This is a genomic window from Janthinobacterium sp. EB271-G4-3-2, assembly GCF_020858035.1.
GTDB classification, from domain to species: Bacteria; Pseudomonadota; Gammaproteobacteria; order Burkholderiales; family Burkholderiaceae_D; genus Janthinobacterium; species Janthinobacterium aestuarii.
Map to the genome: position 1 here is coordinate 175739 of NZ_JACYMG010000004.1, position 19676 is coordinate 195414.

A 19676-nucleotide genomic window follows, 5' to 3' on the forward strand; every position below is an offset into this window, starting at 1 on the left:
CCTTTCCGCCTGCTGACAGGGCGGAAACGGGGGCTGGGCGGCGGCTTTTTTTGGTGCACTGCAATACCAATAATCATCATTCAATTTGGTGATTTTCGTAATTGCGGCGACACAGGGCGGCGCGCAGAATCGGTCCGAACTTGAACACCGGCCATCCCGTCACGACCTTTTGAAAGCTTGCCATGCAGCCGATTTCCCCCGCTTCTTTGTTGCCCGCCGACCTGGCGCAGGCCCTTCTTGTCGGCCGCATCTGGCGTGACGGCCCGTGCGTCGTCGCCGTGCGCGGCGGCGAAGTGGTCGACATCACGCAGACGGTGGCGACGGTGGCAGAGCTGTTCGAGCGCAGCGATGCGCTCGAGATCGTCCGCCATGCGCCCGGCATCGCGCTCGGTCCCGTGCAGGCGTTGCTGGAGCAGGCGCTGGCCGCGCCGGCCGGTGAGCCGTTTCTGCTGGCGCCGTGCGACCTGCAGGCCGTCAAGGCCTGCGGCGTGACTTTCGCCGTCAGCCTGCTCGAACGGGTGATCGAGGAACAGGCGGGCGGCGACGCGGCGCGCGCGGCGAGCCTGCGCACGGCCCTGCAAATGACATTGGGCGGCGACCTGTCGGCACTGAAGCCTGGCTCGGACGCGGCGCAGCGTTTGAAACAGCAGCTGCAACAACGCGGCGCCTGGTCGCAATACATGGAAGTGGGCATCGGCCCCGATGCGGAAGTGTTTACCAAGGCGCAGCCGATGTCGTCGGTCGGCTGCGGCGCGCAGGTGGGCTTGCTGCCATCGTCCGCCTGGAACAACCCGGAGCCCGAGATCGTCCTGGCCGTCAACAGCCGTGGCGAGGTGCTGGGGGCGACCTTGGGCAACGACGTCAACCTGCGCGACATCGAAGGGCGCAGCGCCCTCTTGCTGGGCAAGGCCAAGGATAACAACGGCTCCTGCGCCATCGGCCCCTTCATCCGCCTGTTCGACGAGCACTTCACGCTCGACACCGTACGCGAGGAGGAAGTGTCGCTCCTGATCGAAGGCGCGGACGACGGCTTTGTGCTCGAAGGCGCCAGCTTCATGCGCGAAATCAGCCGCGACCCGCTTGACCTGGTGCGCCAGACGGCAGGCCAGTACCACCAGTATCCGGACGGTTTCATGCTGTTCCTCGGGACCATGTTCTCGCCCGTAAAGGACCGCGGCGCGCAGGGCGGCGGCTTTACGCACCACCTGGGCGACCGCGTGACGATTGCCAGCGCCTCGCTGGGTGCGCTGGTCAACGAAGTGCAGCGCTGCGATGCGATTGCCCCCTGGACGTTCGGCGTGCGCGCGCTGTACCAGAACCTGGCGCAACGCGGCTTGCTTTGATCCGATTATTTTAAAAAGAGAGACACCATGCAGCATGCAACTTACCCTAGCCTGGCCGGCAAGCGCGTCGTCATCACGGGCGGCGGCACCGGCATCGGCGTAGCCATCGTCGAGGCGTTCGCGCGCCAGGGCGCCCACGTCACCTTTCTCGACATCGCCCGCGAGGCGTCGCTGGCGCTGCAGGAAAAGCTGGCCCACCTGCCGCAGCCGCCCGTTTTCCGCTATTGCGACCTGACGGACCTGGGCGCCCTGGCCGCCACCTTCGCCGAGATCGCACACAGCGCGGGCGCCACGGATATCCTCATCAACAACGCGGCCAATGACGACCGCCACGAACTGCAGGACGTCACGCCCGCCTACTGGGACGAGCGCATGGCCGTCAACCTGCGCCACCAGTATTTCTGCGCCCAGGCCGTGGCGCCGGCCATGCGCGCCAAGGGCAGCGGCGTGATCCTCAACCTGGGCTCGATTTCCTGGCACCTGGCGCAAGCGCGCCTGTCGATCTACATGACGGCCAAAGCCGGCATCGAGGGCTTGACGCGCGGCCTGGCGCGCGACCTGGGCGTCGACGGCATCCGCGTCAACTGCATCATTCCCGGCGCCGTGCGCACGCCGCGCCAGGAAAAGCTGTGGCATACGCCGGAAGCGGAAGCCGTGATCCTGCAGGGCCAATGCCTGCAGCTGCGCGTGGAGCCGGAAGACGTGGCGGCGCTGGCGTTGTTCCTCGCGTCGGACAACGCGGCCAAGTGCGCGGGACGCGAATACTACGTCGACGCAGGCTGGTACGGCGCATGAGCACCGCAGGCAAACCCCAGGCGCGGCGTTTCCGCTCGCAGGACTGGTTCGACAATCCCGACCATATCGACATGACGGCGCTGTACCTCGAACGCTTCATGAACTACGGCATCACGGCCGAGGAGCTGCGTTCGGGCCGGCCCATCATCGGCATTGCGCAAAGCGGCAGCGATATCAGTCCCTGCAACCGCATCCATCTGGAACTGGCCCAGCGCGTGCGCGACGGTATCCGCGATGCGGGCGGCATCCCGATGGAGTTCCCGCTGCACCCGATCTTCGAGAACTGCCGCCGTCCCACGGCCGCGCTGGACCGCAACCTCGCGTATCTGGGCCTGGTGGAAATCCTGCATGGCTACCCGATCGACGCCGTGGTGCTGACGACGGGCTGCGACAAGACCACGCCGGCCCAGCTGATGGCCGCCGCCACGGTGGACATTCCCGCCATCGTGCTGTCGGGCGGTCCCATGCTCGACGGCTGGATGGACGGCGAACTGGTGGGTTCCGGCGCCGCCATCTGGAAGGGCCGCCGCCAGCTGTCCGCCGGCCTGATCGACAACGACAAATTCCTGCGAATCGCCGCCGCCTCTGCGCCGTCGGCCGGCCATTGCAACACCATGGGCACGGCATCGACCATGAATGCGCTGGCCGAGGCGCTGGGCATGTCGCTGACGGGCTGCTCGGCCATCCCCGCGCCATACCGCGAGCGGGGCCAGATCGCCTATGAAACGGGGCGCCGCATCGTCGGCATGGCGCAGGACGACGTGCGCCCGTCGAGCATTCTCACGCGCGCAGCGTTTTTGGACGCCATCATCGTCAACGCGGCCATCGGCGGCTCCACCAACGCCCAGCCGCACCTGATGGCCATGGCGCGCCATGCGGGCGTGGAACTGCACTCGAGCGACTGGATGGAACACGGTTACGACGTGCCGCTGCTGCTCAACATGCAGCCGGCCGGGAAGTATCTGGGCGAGCGCTTCCACCGCGCCGGCGGCGTGCCGGCCGTGATGTGGGAGTTGCAGCAGGCGGGCTTGCTGCACGCGGACCGGTTGACGGTCACGGGCCAGAGCATGGCGGCGAACTTGGCCGGACGCGAAAGTACTGATCGCGAGATGATCCGCCCGTTTGCCGCGCCGCTGAAGGAAAAGGCCGGTTTCATGGCCTTGCAGGGCAACCTGTTCGACTTCGCCATCATGAAGACCAGCGTGATTTCGCCCGCTTTCCGCGAGCGCTACTTGTCGCGTCCCGGCAGCGAAGGCGTGTTCGAGGCGCGCGCCATCGTCTTTGACGGTTCAAGCGACTATCACGCGCGCATCAACGACCCTGCGCTCAACATCGACGACAGCTGCATGCTGGTCATGCGCGGCGCAGGTCCCGTGGGCTGGCCCGGTTCGGCCGAAGTGGTCAACATGCAGCCGCCCGACGCCTTGCTCAAGGCCGGCATTTTGAACCTGCCGACCCTGGGCGACGGGCGCCAGTCGGGTACGTCGGACAGTCCTTCGATCCTGAACGCGTCGCCGGAAAGCGCCGTGGGCGGCGGTCTGGCGCTGCTGCGCACGGGCGACATCATCCGCGTGGACTTGACCGCGGGCCAGTGCGACATGCTGGTCGATGGCGCTGAACTGGCGCGCCGCGCCAAAGAGCTGCCGCCGCCCGTCAACGACAGCGCCACGCCGTGGCAGGAAATCTACCGCGCCAGCGTGGGCCAGCTGGAAACGGGCGCCTGCATGGAGCTGGCGCTGAAATACCGCGCCGTGGGCCAGACCCTGCCACGCCACAACCATTAGCAGGCAGGTCGCGGTAGGTCGGGTTAGCGCTCCGCGCGTGACCCGACACCACCACAGACATAAAAATTTTCAGCAGTACCCGCAGTTAAAAAACGTTGTTAATAAAATCCACAAGGAGACACACAATGAACAAGATCATCAGTGCAGCCATCATGACCGCCATGCTGGCATTGAGCAGCAGCGCCGCCCTGGCCGATGCGAAAAACCCGAAAATCGGCTTTTCCATCGACGATTTGCGCGTGGAGCGCTGGACGCGCGACCGCGATTTCTTCATCGCCGCCGCCGAAAAGCAGGGCGCCAAGGTCTTCGTGCAATCGGCCGACGCCAGCGAACAGCGCCAGATTTCGCAGATCGAAAACCTGATCTCGCGCGGCGTGGACGTACTGGTGATCGTGCCGTTCAACGCCACAGTCCTCAACAACACCGTCAAGGAAGCGAAAAAGGCCGGCATCAAGGTGCTGTCGTATGACCGCCTGATCCTGAACGCCGATATCGACGCGTATATCTCGTTCGACAATGAGAAAGTGGGCGAGATGCAGGCCGAAGGCGTGACCAAGCTGCAGCCGAAGGGTAATTACTACCTGCTGGGCGGCTCGCCGACCGACAACAACGCCAAGATGCTGCGCGAAGGCCAGATGAAGGTATTGAAACCGTTCATCGACAAGGGCGACATCAAGATCGTCGGCCAGCAGTGGGTGAAGGACTGGAGCGCCACCGAAGCGTTGTCCATCGTGGAAAACGCGCTGACGGCCAACGGCAACAAGATCGACGCCATCGTCGCCTCGAACGACGGCACGGCCGGCGGCGCCATCCAGGCCCTGGCCGCGCAAAAACTGGCCGGCAAGGTGCCGGTCTCGGGCCAGGACGCCGATCTGGCGGCCGTGAAACGCGTCATCGCCGGCACGCAGTCGATGACCGTCTACAAACCGTTGAAAACCATCGCCGCCGAAGCGGCCAAGCTGGCCGTGCAACTGGCGCGCAATGAAAAGCCGGCCTACAACTCCAGCTATGACAACGGCCTGAAAAAGGTCAGCACGGTGCTGCTGAAACCAACGCCGCTGACCAAGGCGAATGTGAACATTCTCGTTGACGACGGTTTCTATACCAAGGCGCAGCTGGGTAATTGATTACCCGCTCGATGTCGGCTTACGCGCTGCGCGCTAAGCCGACCTACGATTGCCCGCATCGGCCGTTATCCGACAATCGCCGGCTCCGGAAACGCCGGTGGTGGTGTCGGCCGTCCGCATCGACCGTAGGTCGGATTAGCGGCGCCATGGGCGCCGCGTAATCCGACATTTCCCCCGTATCCGCAACGAGAGTGAGCATGTCCGACTATCTGCTTGAAATGAAAGGCATCGTCAAACAGTTTGGCGGTGTCCGCGCGCTTGACGGCATCGACCTGCAGGTGCGGGCCGGCGAGTGCATCGGCTTGTGCGGCGAGAATGGCGCCGGCAAGTCGACCCTGATGAAGGTGTTGTCCGGCGTGTACCCGCATGGCACCTGGGATGGCGAGATCCTGTGGGATGGCCAGCCCCTGCGTGCGCAATCGATCCGCGACACGGAAGACGCGGGCATCATCATCATCCACCAGGAGCTGATGCTGGTGCCGCAGCTGTCCGTGGCCGAGAATATCTTCATGGGCCGCGAACTGACCCTGCCAGGCGGGCGCATGCACTACGCGGCCATGTACAAGCGCGCCGACGAGCTGCTGCGCGAACTGAAAATTCCCGAACTGAACGTGGCGCAGCCCGTGATGAATTACGGCGGCGGCCACCAGCAGCTGGTGGAAATCGCCAAGGCGCTCAACAAGAATGCGCGCCTGCTGATCCTCGACGAGCCGTCGTCGTCGCTGACGGCGTCGGAAATCGCCGTGCTGCTCGATATCCTGCGCGCGTTGAAGGCCAAGGGCGTCACCTGCATCTACATTTCGCACAAGCTCGATGAGGTGGCGGCCATCTGCGACACCATCGTCGTCATCCGCGACGGCAAGCATATCGCCACCACGCCGATGGCGCAGATGAACGTCGAGCGCATCATCGCGCAGATGGTGGGCCGCGAAATGAGCCAGCTGTATCCGCAGCGTGCGCAGCCGGCACCTATCGGCGAAGTGCTGTTCGAGGCGCGCCACGTGAGCTGCATCGATGCCGACAATCCGCAGCGCAAGCGGGTCGACGATGTGTCATTCACCCTGCGCAAGGGTGAGATCCTCGGCATCGCCGGCCTGGTGGGAGCGGGGCGCACGGAGCTCGTCTCGGCCCTGTTCGGCGCCTACCAGGGGCCGTGCCAGGCCGAAGTGTGGCTCGATGGCCGCAAGATCGATACCCGCTCGCCGCAAAAGGCGATTGCCATGGGCCTGGCCATGGTGCCGGAAGACCGCAAGCACCACGGCATCGTGCCCGACCTCGACGTGGGGCAGAACATCACCCTGGCCGTGCTGGAGGAATTCACGCGCGCCACGCGCATCGACGGCGAGGCGGAATTGACGGCCGTGCGCGGCGAGATCGCGAAGCTGGAACTGAAGGCGGCCAGCCCGTCGCTGTCCATCACGAGCCTGTCGGGCGGCAATCAGCAAAAGGCCGTGCTGGCCAAGATGCTGCTGACGCGCCCGCGCGTGCTGATCCTCGACGAGCCCACGCGCGGCGTCGACGTGGGCGCCAAATATGAAATCTACAAATTGATGCTGGCGCTGGCCGACCAGGGCGTGGCCATCATCATGGTCTCGTCGGAGCTGGCCGAAGTGCTGGGCGTGTCCGACCGCGTGCTGGTGATGGGCGAAGGCCGCCTGCGCGGCGATTTTATCAACGATGGCCTGAGCCAGGAAACCGTGCTGGCGGCGGCGCTCGACCAGCGCCCGGCGCCCGCCGCCAACACCGCAAACAAGGAACCCGCAGCATGAAACCGCACAGTATCAAACAGCTGTTCACCCAATACAAGATGCTGGCCCTCCTGATCGCCGTGGCGCTGATCTGGGCCTTCTTTTCGTGGAAGACGGAGGGCAGTTTCCTCACGCCGCGCAACCTGTCGAACCTGCTGCGCCAGATGTCCGTCACCGGCATCCTCGCCTGCGGCATGGTGCTGGTGATTATCGCCGGCGAGATCGACCTGTCGATCGGCTCCTTGCTGGGGCTGCTCGGCGGCATCGCCGCCGTGCTGGACGTCACGCAGCACTGGCCGCTGGCCTTGAACCTGGCGGCCGTACTCGGCTGCGGCCTGGTGATCGGCCTCTTGAATGGCTACCTGACGGCGTACCGGGGCATCCCGTCCTTCATCGTCGGGCTGGGCGGCATGCTCGCGTACCGCGGCATCCTGCTGGGCATCACGGGCGGCATCACGATCGCGCCCGTCTCCGAGCCGATGGTCTACCTGGGGCAGGGCTATCTGCCCGCGGTGCCCGGCATTGTGCTGGGCATCGGCCTGTTCCTGCTGGCCGCCTTCCTGACGTGGCGCGCGCGCGCCAGCCGTGCGCAGCATGGCTTGCCGCAGACGGCGCCCTGGGCCGACGGCTTGCGCCTGGCCGTCATCGGCGCCGTGCTGTATGCCTTCGTGCAAACCCTGAACGGCTATGAAGGCATCCCGCTGCCCGTGCTGTTGCTGCTGGCCTTGCTGGGACTGTTCAGCTACATCACGAGCCAGACCGTGTTCGGCCGCCGCATCTATGCCGTCGGCAGCAATATGGAAGCGACGCGCCTGTCCGGCATCAACGTCAAAGCCGTCAAGCTGTGGATCTTCGGCATCATGGGCCTGATGTGCGCGCTGGCGGGCCTGATCAACACGGGCCGCCTGGCCGCAGGTTCCCCATCGGCCGGCACCTTCAGCGAACTCGATGCGATCGCCGCCTGCTTCATCGGCGGCACCTCGATGCGCGGCGGCTCGGGCACCGTGTACGGCGCCCTGATCGGCGCGCTGGTGATGGCCAGCCTCGATAACGGCATGTCCATGCTGGACGTGGACACCTACTGGCAGATGATCGTGAAAGGCAGTATCCTCACTTTGGCCGTGTGGGTCGATGTCAGCACGCGAGCGGGGCGTAGATAGCCGTGAAACGATCTGGCACGGGAGGAGACACCATGAAGATGCCGACCGCGCACCGGATCGCGCTGCTGTTTAACGGGAATAAAATCTACGACCGCGACATCATCGCGGGCATCGCCGCCTATCTGAACACGACGCGCGTGTCGTGGGACCTGTTCCTGGAAGAGGATTTCCGCTGCCGCCTGCCTGGCATCGAACGCTGGCAGGGCGATGGCATCATCGCCGATTTCGACGATCCCGCCGTCTGCGAAGCGCTGGCGCACAGCCGCCTGCCCGTGGTGGCCGTGGGCGGCTCGTATGCGCGCGCCGAGGATTACCCGGCCGGCATCCCGTATGTGGCGACCGACAATTTCAAAATCGTCAAGCTGGCCTATGAACACCTGGTGGAAGCGGGTTTGACGCGTTTCGCCTGTTTCAGCCTGCCCGAGGCCGACGTCAACCGCTGGGCGCAGGAGCGCGAAACGGCGTTTTGCGCCTTGATGGAGCGCGACCACATGCGCGCCGACGTGTACCGGGGCGTGGCCACCAGCGCGCCGTCGTGGGACGAAGCGGTGGAGCAGCAGATCGCCTGGCTCAACAGCCTGGAAAAACCCGTCGGCATCATCGCCGTCAGCGATGCGCGCGCGCGCCAGCTGCTGCAAGCGTGCATGCACGCGGGGATCGCCGTGCCGGAGCAAGTGGCCCTGATCGGCATCGACAACGACCCGCTGGCGCGCATGCTCACGCGTATTCCCTTGAGTTCCGTCATCCAGGGCACGGAGGAAATGGGCCGCACGGCCGCGCATCTGCTGCATCAGATGTTGAATGGCGCGCGCCTGTCCGGCACGCGCATCCTCGTGCCGCCGGCCGGCCTGAACGTGCTCGCTTCCACGCGCCACCAGCCTTTCCAGCATCCGCAGGTGATGCAGGCGCGCCATTTTATTCGCCAGTACGCCTGCCAGGGCATCAAGACGGAGCAGGTGGCCGATTACGTGGGCGTGTCGCGTTCCTCGCTCGAAGCGCATTTTCGCCATGAACTGGGGCGCAGCGTGCACGACGAAATCCTGCATTTCAAGCTCGATGCGGCCAAGACCCTGCTGGCGCGCGGACCGGGGCAGGTGGCCGAGGTGGCCGTGCGTTGCGGCTTTACCACGGTGCAGTACATGCATGCCGTCTTCAAGCGCGAACTCGGTTGCACGCCGCGCGAATTCCAGCAGCGCAGCCGGCCGCCGCCAGCCCCCGGGCAGGCGCCATGATGCATCTGCTGCGCAATGCGCGCGGCATGCGCGTGGCCATCGATGCGCACGATGCCAGCGTGCGGGCCTGGTGGGCGCCCGACCGCTATGGCCGCCTGGCCGACGTGCTGGGCGCCGCGCCCCCTGCGGCACGCTCGTCCACCGTCTGGCAGTGCGCGCCGCCGGACGACGGCCACTTGCTGCTGCACCTGGCGCACGACGGCCTGTCGGTGCGCCTGGCCTACCGGCTTGACGAGGATGGCAGCTTGCACCTCGACTGCGCCGCCACGGCCGAGACGGTTTCCCGTTTTGCGCTGGCCGCGCCCCTGTTCAATTTGCAGGGCAGCCGCGCGGCCGTGGGCGACCATGTGCTGCGCCTGGCCGCCGACCGCTACTGGCCCGGCGGCCATGCATGCAGCGCTCCGCTCGACGTGGCGGGCAGCGCGTTCGACTTCCGCCAGCCGGCGCCGCTCGCTACACGCCTGGCCTGGCCCGCGCTCGTGCACCTGCCGGGATTCCGGCATGATTTTTACTGGACGGGCAGCGGCCAGCTGCGCGAGGCGGCGCGGGTGGCCGACCCCGCTTCGGGGCGGGTCCTGCGTTTTTCCAGCACCCAGGACAGTTGCCATTTGTATTCCGATGCGCGCTGTTTTTCCCTGCTGGCGCAGGGCATGCAATTGCAGCCGGGACAAGTGAGGCGCTTCAATCTTGCCTACCGTTTGGGCGTGCAGGATATCGATGCGTTTGACATATCCGAACCGGTATCAATGATGTCAAATAAGTGATTGGTCAGATATGCGGGGCAGTTCTACCATGGGGTAGTTTTTCCCTCATTCATTTTTGTCCTGACCGACGCTGCGAACCTGTCCATGAACATACTCACCATCGATGCCGGCACCACCAATACGCGTACCTTGCTGTGGCGCGCAGGCGCCGTCGTCGCCCAGGCGCAGCTGGAAACGGGCGTGCGCAATACCGCCATCGATGGCCATAACGGTGCGCTGAAACAGGCGCTGCGCGACACCATCGCCAGCGTGCTGGCCAGCGCCGGCATCGCGTCGTCCGACGTGGACCTGGCGCTGGCCTCGGGCATGATCACCTCGCCCATGGGCGTGCGGGAAGTGCCGCATCTGCCGGCGCCTGCGGGCCTGGCCCAGCTGGCGCAAGGCATGCAGGCGGTGGACTTGCCCGACGTGCTGCCCCAGCCCCTGTGGCTGATTCCCGGCGTGCGCAACCAGCATGGCGCCGTCGGCCTGCATAACGTCGAGGCGATGGACATGATGCGCGGCGAAGAGACGGAAGTCGTCGCGCTGCTCGAGCGCCTGCAGTTGCGGGGCGCGGCGACCCTGATCATGCCCGGCTCGCATACCAAGCTGATCAGCGTGGACGAGCAGCGCCGCATCCTCGGCTGCAGCACCACCATCGCGGGCGAGCTGCTGCAGGCGATCACGCAGCACACCCTGATCAAGCAATCGGTCGATGGCGGTTTTGCGCAGACGCTGGTGCCGAAAATGCTGCTGGCCGGCGCGGCCGCGGCGCAAAAAACGGGGCTGGCGCGCGCCTGCTTCAGCGTGCGCACCCTGGGCCAGTTCAGCGCCATCGAATGCAATGAGCGGGCCAATTTCCTGATGGGCGCCGTCCTCAGCGGCGACCTGCTGGCGCTGCGCAACAGCACCGCCATCCAGATGCGGCCCGACAGCCCGCTCGTCATTACCGGCAAGCCCATGCTGCGCCAGGCGCTCGGGCTGCTGATCGAAGAACACGGATTTTTTTATGGCAAGCGCATCATCGTCGACGACCAGCAGCAAGCTAATCTGGCCGGTCACGGTGCGCTGCTGATCGCCGCCGCGCGCGGCTTGATTTCCCCGCAGGAGACAGTATGAGCAGCAACAAGAACAAGCGTCCCTTGCGTTCGCAATCGTGGTTTGGTGGCGACGACAAGGACAGTTTTATTCACCGCAGCTGGATGAAGAACCAGGGCTATCCCGGCGATGCTTTCGATGGCCGTCCCGTCATCGGCATCTGCAATACCTGGTCCGAGCTGACGCCCTGCAATGGGCATTTCCGCGACCTGGCCGAGATGGTCAAGCGCGGCGTGCTCGAAGCGGGCGGCTTTCCCGTCGAATTTCCCGTGATGTCGCTGGGCGAGACGAATCTGCGCCCGACGGCCATGCTGTTCCGTAACCTGGCCAGCATGGACGTCGAGGAATCGATCCGCGCCAACCCGATCGACGGCGTGGTGCTGCTGACGGGCTGCGACAAGACCACCCCGGCCCTGCTGATGGGCGCGGCCAGCGTGGACTTGCCCACCATCGTGCTGTCGGGCGGCCCCATGCTGAACGGGAATTACCGCGGCAAGCCGATCGGTTCGGGCACGGACGTGTGGAAGTTTTCCGAAGACGTACGGGCCGGGCGCATGACGTCAGCCGAATTCAAGCAGGCCGAATCGTGCATGTCGCGTTCCGCCGGCCACTGCATGACCATGGGCACGGCATCGACCATGGCCAGCATGGTCGAAGCGCTGGGCGTGACCCTGCCCGGCAACGCGGCCATTCCCGCCGTCGATGCGCGCCGCAAGCTGCAGGCGCAGCTGACGGGCCGGCGCATTGTCGACATGGTGCATGAAGACCTGAAACTGTCGCAGATCCTCACGCGCGAAGCGTTTGAAAACGCCATCATGGTCAACGGCGCCATCGGCGGTTCGACCAATGCCGTGATCCATTTGCTGGCCATTGCCGGGCGCATCGGCGTGGACATGCGCCTGGGCGACTGGGACCGCCTGGGCCGCGACATTCCCTGCCTGCTGAACCTGATGCCGTCGGGCCAGTACCTGATGGAAGATTTTTACTATGCGGGCGGCCTGCCCGTGATCATCCGCGACCTGCTGGGCAAATTGCATGGCGAGGCGCTCACCGTCACGGGCGCGACCATGGCCGTCAACGTGGCCGAAGCGGAAAATTTCAATCCCGAGGTGATCACGCCGCTGGCGCAGCCATTCAAGGACGAAGGCGGCATCGCCGTCCTGCACGGCAACCTGGCCCCGCGCGGCGCCGTCATCAAGCCGTCCGCCGCCTCGCCCGAGCTGATGCAGCACCGTGGCCGCGCCGTCGTCTTCAACAGCATCGAGCACTACAAACAGCGCGTCGACGATCCCGCGCTCGATATCGACGCCAGCTGCGTGATGGTGCTGCAAAATTGCGGCCCGCAGGGCTATCCGGGCATGGCCGAAGTGGGCAATATGGGACTGCCGAAAAAACTGCTGGAGCAGGGCGTGCGCGACATGGTGCGCATCTCGGATGCGCGCATGAGCGGCACGGCCTACGGCACGGTGGTGCTGCACGTGGCGCCGGAAGCAGCCGTGGGCGGGCCGCTGGCCCTGGTGCGCGATGGCGACATGATCGAACTGGACGTGGCGGGACGCCGTTTGCACCTGGACGTCGACGAAGCCGAGCTGGCGCGCCGGCGCGCAGAATGGCGCGCCCCCGAACCGGCCATGAAGGGCGGCTACCAGTCCATGTACATCAAGCACGTGACGCAGGCCGACGAAGGCGCGGATCTGGACTTCCTCGTCGGCTGCCGTGGTTCGGCAGTACCACGCGAATCTCACTGAAAGAAGGAATAGACATGGGAACACAGGCGCAATTACTGGTCGATGCGCAAAACTTCCTGGGCGAGGGCGTGCGCTGGTGCGAACGCAGCGGCCGCGTTTTCTGGACGAATATCGAAGGCTGCCAGCTGCATGCGCTGGTGCTGGCCACGGGCGAGCGCCAGAGTTGGGCCATGCCCGAGCGCCTGGCGTGTTTCGCGCTGACGGACAGCGACGAGGTGCTGCTGCTGGGACTGGCCTCCGGGGTGGCGTGGTTTGACGCGCGCAGCGGCGCCGTCACGCGCTTGCACACGGTGGAGGGGGACTTGCCCATGACGCGCCTGAACGACGGCCGCTGCGACCGCCAGGGACGCTTTGTCTTCGGCACGCTCGATGAGCGCCCGTGCCGCGATGCCATCGGCAGCTTTTACCGCCTCAACCTGGACTTGACCCTGGAACGGCTGCCGCTGCCGCAGATCGCCATCTCGAACAGCATCTGCTTCAGCGTCGACGGCACGGCCATGTATTTCTGCGACTCGATGAAGAGGGCGATCTACCGCTGGGACGATTACCTGGGCGGCGACGCGAGCCGGGTGCGCGTGTTTGCCGTGCTCGACCCGGGACCGGGGGCCGCCGATGGCGCCACCATCGATGCGGATGACTACCTGTGGAGCGCGCAGTGGGGCGCGGGCAGGGTCTTGCGCTTCGCGCCGGACGGCAGCGTCGAGCGCAAGATCAGCCTGCCCGTCTCGCAGCCCAGCTGCGTGAGCCTGGGCGGCCCGCGCTACGACGAATTGTTCGTCACGACGGCGCAGGAGAATTTGACCCCGGCCCAGCTGGCGGGCGAACCGCTGGCTGGCGGATTGTTTCATGCGCGCCAGGTGGGCGTGCGCGGTTTGCCGGAAGTGCGCTTTGGCGCCCTGCCGGCCTGACAGGAGAGAGCATATGCAAAAACACACGGTTTTCAATGGCATCCTCGAACGGGGCATGGTCGGCATCGTGCGCGCCGACTCGCCCGATGCTGCGCTGCAGATCGCCGAGGCGTGCATCGCCGGCGGCATCACGGCGCTGGAAGTGGCGTTCACCACGCCCGACACCCTGGGCGTGCTGCGCACCTTGCGTGAACGCCATGGCCCTGACGTGCTGCTGGGCGCGGGCACCGTGCTCGATACGGAGACGGCGCGCGCCGCCATCCTGGCCGGCGCCCAGTTCATCATTTCGCCCAGCGTCAACGTGGACACCATCGCGCTGTGCCAGCGCTACCAGGTGCTGTCCATGCCGGGCGCGATGACGCCGACGGAAATCGTCACGGCCCTGCAGGCGGGCGCCGACATCGTCAAGGTCTTCCCCGCCGAGATGTTCGGCCCCGCCTACATCAAGGCCCTGCGCGCGCCCCTGCCGCAAGCGCCATTGATGCCGACGGGCGGCGTGACGGTGGAGAACCTCAATGAATGGTTTGCCAGCGGCGCCGTGGCCGTGGGCATCGGCAGCAGCCTCAGTGGCCCGGGCGCGACGGGCGATTACGCGGCCGTGACGGCGCGCGCGCAGGCTTTTGTCGCGCAGATGGCGGCCGTGCGTGCGGCTAAGTCTTCTGGCTAGCTCCCGGCGGGACGGGAATCTGCTACGCTAGGCGGGCAATGTCGCACGCTTAACCACGACCCGAATATGCCCAACATCGCCCGCATCCTGCAAGACAGCCGCATCATCGCCATCGTCGGCATGTCCGACAAGCCCGAACGCGCCAGCCATGAAGTGGCCGACTACCTGCTGCGCCATGGCTACCGCGTGCTGCCCGTCAATCCGGCCCTGGCCGGGCGCGATGTGCTGGGGCAGCGCGCCTACGCCAACCTGACGGAGGCGGCGGCTGCCGTCGCGCCGGCGCGCATCGACATCGTCGACTGCTTCCGCAAATCCGAAGACATCGTGCCCATCGCCGAGGAGGCTATCGCCGTCAAGGCGGGCTGTCTGTGGCTGCAGCTCGACATCGTCAACGAGCAGGCGGCGCAGCTGGCGCGGGCGGCGGGCCTGGACGTGGTGATGGATCACTGTACAAAAATCGAGCACCGCAAGCTGGCGGTGGCGGCATGAAGGCGCGCACCCAATTTCGCGCCGGCAAGGGCTTCGAGCTGAACGAGGAATTCGCCGGCATGCGCCTGCTGGGCGCCGCCACCAAGGCGGCCAATAAAAAACTGACTCCCGCCCAGTGCAAGGCCATGGACCGGGAGGAAACCGTGGCGCTGACGGCGCAGATCGCCGAATGCCAGAGCATGCTGTATGCGCAGCACAAAAAGAAGGTGCTGCTGGTCCTGCAGGGCATGGATACGTCGGGCAAGGATGGCACGGTCAAGGCCATCTTCAGCAACATCAACCCGATGGGCATCCGTGCCATCGCGTTCAAGGGGCCCACCGATATCGAACTGGCGCACGATTACCTGTGGCGCGTGCACCAGCACGTGCCCGTGAAGGGCGAGATCGCCATCTTCAACCGCAGCCATTACGAAGATGTGCTGATCACGCGCGTGCAGGACATGATCGACAAGGCCGAATGCCAGCGCCGCTACGCGCAGATCCGCGATTTCGAGCGCATGCTGAGCGAAACGGGCACCGTCATCCTGAAAATCTTCCTGCACATCTCGAAGGACGAGCAACGGGGACGGCTGCAGGAGCGGCTCGATGATCCCGACCGCCAGTGGAAGTTTGACCCCAACGATATCGCCCAGCGCAAGAAGTGGGATGGCTACCAGCGCGCCTATGAAACGGCGATCCGCGAGACGGATGCCGATCACGCGCCGTGGTATGTGGTGCCATCGAACTCCAAGACCCAGCGCAATCTGGTGGTCGCGTCCCTGCTGCTGGAAACCCTGCAGGGCATGAAGCTGGAATACCCGGCGCCGGACCCGAAACTGTCGTCTTTCAAGGTCGAGTAAATCCGTTCCGCGCCTGCGGAATCGGCCGCGCTGTGGCATAGTATCCCTCGTCGATAATTCAAACCAGACCGGAGATCCATATGCTGCAGTTGAAAGATTCTACCTTGTTGCGTCACCAGGCTTACGTGAATGGAGCCTGGATCGATGCCGATGGTGGCCAGACGATTAACGTGAACAATCCCGCCACGGGCGAGCATATCGGCACGGTGCCCCTGATGGGCGCAGCCGAGACGCGCCGCGCCATCGAGGCGGCCAATGCCGCCTGGCCCGCCTGGCGCAAGAAGACGGCCAAGGAGCGCGCGGCCGTGCTGCGCCGCTGGCATGACCTGATCCTGGAAAACGCCGATGACCTGGCGCTGATCATGACCACCGAGCAGGGCAAGCCCCTGCCGGAAGCGAAGGGCGAAGTGCAGTTCGGCGCCTCGTTCATCGAGTGGTTCGCGGAAGAAGGCAAGCGCGTCGCGGGCGATACCCTGCAATCGCCGTGGCCGGACCGCCGCCTGGTTGTCACCAAGGAGCCGATCGGCGTGTGCGCCGCCATCACGCCGTGGAACTTCCCCGCCGCCATGATCACCCGCAAGGTCGGCCCGGCCCTGGCCGCCGGCTGTCCGATGGTATTGAAACCGGCGGAAGCAACGCCGTTTTCCGCGCTGGCGCTGGCCGTGCTGGCCGAGCGCGCGGGCGTGCCTGCCGGCGTGTTCAGCATCGTCACGGGTGCGCCGAAAGACATCGGCGGCGAAATGACGTCGAACCCCATCGTGCGCAAGCTGACGTTTACGGGTTCGACCCAGGTGGGCCGTTTGCTGGCCGAGCAGTGCGCGCCGACGATCAAGAAACTGTCGCTGGAACTGGGCGGCAATGCGCCGTTCATCGTCTTCGACGACGCCGACCTGGACGCGGCAGTGGAAGGCGCCATCGCCTCGAAATACCGCAACGCGGGCCAGACCTGCGTCTGCGCCAACCGCTTGTACGTGCAGGACAGCGTATATGACGCGTTTGCCGACAAGCTGGTGGCGGCAGTGGCCAAGCTGAAGGTGGGCAATGGCATCGAGGCCGGTGTCACGCAAGGCCCGCTGATCGACGCCAAGGCCGTGGCCAAGGTGGAAGAACACGTGGCCGACGCGCTGGGCAAGGGTGGGCGCCTGCTGGCTGGCGGCAAGCGCCATGCGCTGGGCAACGGCTTCTTCGAGCCGACCATCATCGCCGACGTGACGAACGACATGCGCGTGGCCACCGAGGAAACCTTCGGCCCGCTGGCGCCCCTGTTCCGCTTCAAGACGGACGATGAAGTGATCGCCCTGGCCAACAACACGGAGTTCGGCCTGGCCGCCTACTTCTATTCGCGCGACATCGGCCGCATCTGGCGAGTGGCCGAAGGCCTGGAAACGGGCATGGTTGGCGTCAACACGGGCCTGATCTCGAACGAGATCGCCCCCTTCGGCGGCGTCAAGCAATCGGGCCTGGGCCGTGAAGGGTCGACCTACGGTATCGAAGACTATCTCGTTATCAAATACATCTGCATGGGCGGGATCTAAGGCCGCTTAACGCGAGCCGCGGCGCGCGGCGAGGCGGTCCAGCATGCCCTTGACCGCTTCCATCTGCGTGCCGCTCTTGCGGTAGAAATCCGGGTCGATCGGATTGATGCTGGTGTAGCCCCAGAAATCCCAGCATCCCTTCGGGTTGTACGGGTAGACGGGGCTCGGTTCGGCTTGCGGATACAGCACGATGATCTTGTTGGCGTCCGCCACCTGGTTGTAGCCGGTGCTCGTATAGAAACGGTCGCCGATGGCCTGCGTCGTTTGCAGGCAGCCGTGGAATACCACGTGCACGCGGCAGCTCTCGCTGTTGCAGGCTTTCGGGATGTAGGCGTAGCCCGTATTGTTCATGCTCGAGTACGCGTTTTGGATGAAGCTGCGCTGGTTGAAGGCGATCAGCTTGCCCGTCAGGGTGGTCGCCGACGGCTGCAGGTCCGGGTACAGGTGCTGCAGGATGTCGCGTGCCTGCACATAGTCGCAGTCGTTGATGAACGGCGACTCCGTCACGGCGCAAGGCTTGTCCTGATTGCTGTCGGTCAGGATCGCGTGGCCCGCGCCTAGCGTGTCGACGAAGCGGATCTGCGCCGCCGGCGTACCGGCCAGTTGATAGAATTTCCCCACCTGCTCCACCACCGGCCGCGTCACGGTCTGGTCTTTCGTTCCGCTGAACAGATACACGCGCTGGCGTTTCAGGTTGGCCGTGTCGTCGATGAGACGCTCGCGCGCAAAATCGTTCGCCGCGCGCAGCAATTCGCTGGCGACGGGCGGCGCCACCTGCGCGCTGCCGGGATTCATGCAGGTGCTCAAGGCATTCGTCAGGTAGGGAATGTAGGGGAAGCGGCCCGGCTGGCCCGAGCAGAAATACGGGCCGCCCGCGATGATGCCGGCGCCGGCCACCGTGGCCGAGTAGGCGACGGCAAACTGCGCCGCCATGAAGCCGCCCGAGGACAGGCCGGACACGGTGGTCTGGCTCAGGTCAGCCTGGTAGGCGGGCAGGGCGGGCGCGTCCTTGGTCGCGGCGGGCTTGGCGGGCTTGGCCGTCGTGGCGGCGTGCGCGCCGCCTGGCGCCAGGATGAGCAGGCTGGCGGCCAGCAGGGCGGTGGGTAGTGCGGTCAGGTGCGGAAAGGGCATGGCAACTCCACAAGGCAGGGAAAGGGACAGGAAGGCCGAGCATAGGTAAAAAAGCTGTGGGCTGGGCAAGTACTGCACGGTCGTTGATGTCGCTCAAGCCATCGCTGTTGTTGCCCGTCTTGTACGCGTGCGCGGCGTTTGACATAGAATGGTTTTTTCCGTTCAACCATGGTGCCCTTCATGTCCAAGACCCTTGCCCAGCTGTTTGCACTGACCACCCTTGCCGCCGGCGCCGGCCTGGCCATGCCGGCCCATGCCGCCGACGCTGCCCCTGCTGCCGCCGCCGCGCCAGCCGCCTGTCCGGCCATCCTCAAGCAGACTTTCAACCGCCTGCAGGATGAAGCGCCGCAAAACCTGTGCCAGTACGCAGGCAAGGTCGTGCTGGTGGTCAATACGGCCAGTTATTGCGGCTTTACCAATCAATACGAAGGGCTCGAGGCGCTGTACGCCAAGTACGGCAGCAAGGGCCTGGTGGTGCTGGGCTTCCCGTCGAACGATTTCGGCAAGCAGGAGCCCGGTAACAGCAAGGAAATCGCCGATTTCTGCTACAACACCTATGGCGTGAAGTTCCCCATGTTTTCGAAGTCGGTCGTCTCCGGCCCTGCGCCGAATCCGCTGTACGTGGACCTGATCAAGCAGACGGGCAAGACCCCGGCCTGGAATTTCCACAAATACCTGATCGACCGCCACGGCAAAGTGGTGGAAAGCTTCCCCAGCAAGGTGACGCCGGACGACAAGAAACTCGTTGGCGCGGTGGAAAAAGCGCTGGCGCTGTAAGTTGCCGGCACACAAGCAGGCTTGAACGCCTGCTTTTTTTTAATGCCGCGCTTGTCGTCTTGCCATCATTGTCCTAAGCTGGTTGTTCGCGTTTGTCACAACAAAGGAGAACATCATGGCGTATGTCGATGGATTTGTCGTGCCCGTACCGAAAGCCAAGCTCGATGCCTACCTGGCCATGTCGCGCAGTTGCGGCGCCGTGTGGCGCGAGTACGGCGCGCTGGAATTTCGCGAATGCGTGGGCGACGATGTCAAGCCGGGCAAGCTGACCTCGTTCCCGCAGGCGGTGGACTTGCAGGATGGCGAAGTGGTGGTGTTTTCCTGGATCGTGTATGAGTCGCGCGCCAAGCGCGATGAAATCAACGACAAGGTCATGAAAGACCCGCGCCTGGCCGAGATGATGGACCCGGAAAAATTACCGTTTGATGGCAAGCGGATGATCTACGGCGGCTACGAGATGCAGGTTGATCTCTAGCGGCTGAAACAGTCCATGGCGGCGTTGCAATGCCTCGTCGTGCAGTTCGCACTGCCTTCGGCAATGCGCCTTGCCCT

General features: G+C 65.1%; 18 protein-coding genes. 17 read left to right on the top strand and 1 reads right to left on the bottom strand.

What is annotated here, in order from left to right; translation table 11 throughout:
- Window positions 1-182 precede the first annotated feature (182 nt).
- From IGS55_RS11040 to gabD, 15 genes are all read left to right on the top strand, one after another.
- Window positions 183-1343 carry a fumarylacetoacetate hydrolase family protein gene (locus tag IGS55_RS11040; protein ID WP_230516915.1) on the top strand — a complete coding sequence of 387 codons (1161 nt, stop codon included), beginning with the start codon at window positions 183-185 and terminating at the stop codon, window positions 1341-1343.
- A 27-nt stretch (window positions 1344-1370) separates the two neighbouring features.
- Complete coding sequence (locus IGS55_RS11045; protein ID WP_230516916.1) at window positions 1371-2138, top strand: SDR family NAD(P)-dependent oxidoreductase; 768 nt, start codon at window positions 1371-1373, stop codon at window positions 2136-2138.
- On the top strand, window positions 2135-3922 hold the full coding sequence (locus tag IGS55_RS11050) for an IlvD/Edd family dehydratase (RefSeq protein ID WP_230516917.1): 1788 nt from the start codon (window positions 2135-2137) through the stop codon (window positions 3920-3922). The genes IGS55_RS11045 and IGS55_RS11050 overlap by 4 nt, the downstream gene beginning before the upstream one ends.
- A 152-nt stretch (window positions 3923-4074) precedes the next feature.
- The gene (gene xylF, locus IGS55_RS11055) at window positions 4075-5049 is read left to right on the top strand and encodes a D-xylose ABC transporter substrate-binding protein (RefSeq protein ID WP_099377905.1); all 975 of its coding nucleotides are present in this window, start codon (window positions 4075-4077) and stop codon (window positions 5047-5049) included.
- A 197-nt stretch (window positions 5050-5246) separates the two neighbouring features.
- Window positions 5247-6818, top strand: coding sequence for a D-xylose ABC transporter ATP-binding protein (gene xylG, locus IGS55_RS11060; RefSeq protein ID WP_230516918.1), 1572 nt, complete (start codon window positions 5247-5249; stop codon window positions 6816-6818).
- On the top strand, window positions 6815-7957 hold the full coding sequence (locus IGS55_RS11065) for a sugar ABC transporter permease (RefSeq protein WP_034783811.1): 1143 nt from the start codon (window positions 6815-6817) through the stop codon (window positions 7955-7957). Before xylG ends, IGS55_RS11065 begins: the two co-directional genes overlap by 4 nt.
- 32 nt (window positions 7958-7989) lie before the next feature.
- Window positions 7990-9189, top strand: a complete 1200-nt coding sequence (locus tag IGS55_RS11070) for a XylR family transcriptional regulator (RefSeq protein ID WP_046681867.1) — start codon at window positions 7990-7992, stop codon at window positions 9187-9189.
- Window positions 9186-9953, top strand: coding sequence for an aldose epimerase family protein (locus tag IGS55_RS11075; RefSeq protein ID WP_230516919.1), 768 nt, complete (start codon window positions 9186-9188; stop codon window positions 9951-9953). Before IGS55_RS11070 ends, IGS55_RS11075 begins: the two co-directional genes overlap by 4 nt.
- Before the next feature lie 84 nt (window positions 9954-10037).
- Complete coding sequence (locus IGS55_RS11080; protein ID WP_230516920.1) at window positions 10038-11051, top strand: 2-dehydro-3-deoxygalactonokinase; 1014 nt, start codon at window positions 10038-10040, stop codon at window positions 11049-11051.
- Complete coding sequence (gene araD, locus IGS55_RS11085; RefSeq protein WP_230516921.1) at window positions 11048-12778, top strand: L-arabinonate dehydratase; 1731 nt, start codon at window positions 11048-11050, stop codon at window positions 12776-12778. Before IGS55_RS11080 ends, araD begins: the two co-directional genes overlap by 4 nt.
- Window positions 12779-12792: 14 nt before the next feature.
- Entirely contained in the window at window positions 12793-13686 is an 894-nt protein-coding gene (locus IGS55_RS11090; RefSeq protein ID WP_230516922.1) for an SMP-30/gluconolactonase/LRE family protein, read from the top strand.
- 13 nt (window positions 13687-13699) lie between these two features.
- Window positions 13700-14353: a bifunctional 2-keto-4-hydroxyglutarate aldolase/2-keto-3-deoxy-6-phosphogluconate aldolase gene (locus IGS55_RS11095; protein WP_230516923.1), complete on the top strand. Its 654-nt coding sequence runs from the start codon at window positions 13700-13702 to the stop codon at window positions 14351-14353.
- Window positions 14354-14419: 66 nt separating this feature from the next.
- Entirely contained in the window at window positions 14420-14842 is a 423-nt protein-coding gene (locus IGS55_RS11100; protein WP_230516924.1) for a CoA-binding protein, read from the top strand.
- Window positions 14839-15681 (top strand): PPK2 family polyphosphate kinase, encoded by an 843-nt coding sequence (locus tag IGS55_RS11105; protein ID WP_230516925.1) that lies wholly within the window; start codon window positions 14839-14841, stop codon window positions 15679-15681. Before IGS55_RS11100 ends, IGS55_RS11105 begins: the two co-directional genes overlap by 4 nt.
- 80 nt (window positions 15682-15761) lie before the next feature.
- Complete coding sequence (gene gabD / locus IGS55_RS11110) at window positions 15762-17216, top strand: NADP-dependent succinate-semialdehyde dehydrogenase (protein ID WP_230516926.1); 1455 nt, start codon at window positions 15762-15764, stop codon at window positions 17214-17216.
- A gap of 6 nt (window positions 17217-17222) precedes the next feature.
- Here gabD and IGS55_RS11115 read toward each other — a convergent pair whose 3' ends face one another.
- The gene (locus IGS55_RS11115) at window positions 17223-18347 is read right to left on the bottom strand and encodes an extracellular catalytic domain type 2 short-chain-length polyhydroxyalkanoate depolymerase (RefSeq protein WP_230516927.1); all 1125 of its coding nucleotides are present in this window, start codon (window positions 18345-18347) and stop codon (window positions 17223-17225) included.
- 180 nt (window positions 18348-18527) lie between these two features.
- Here IGS55_RS11115 and IGS55_RS11120 point away from each other — a divergent pair, with 180 nt between their 5' ends.
- Window positions 18528-19124, top strand: a complete 597-nt coding sequence (locus IGS55_RS11120; RefSeq protein ID WP_092713636.1) for a glutathione peroxidase — start codon at window positions 18528-18530, stop codon at window positions 19122-19124.
- Between the two features lie 115 nt (window positions 19125-19239).
- Window positions 19240-19599 carry a DUF1428 domain-containing protein gene (locus IGS55_RS11125; protein ID WP_230516928.1) on the top strand — a complete coding sequence of 120 codons (360 nt, stop codon included), beginning with the start codon at window positions 19240-19242 and terminating at the stop codon, window positions 19597-19599.
- Window positions 19600-19676 lie beyond the last annotated feature (77 nt).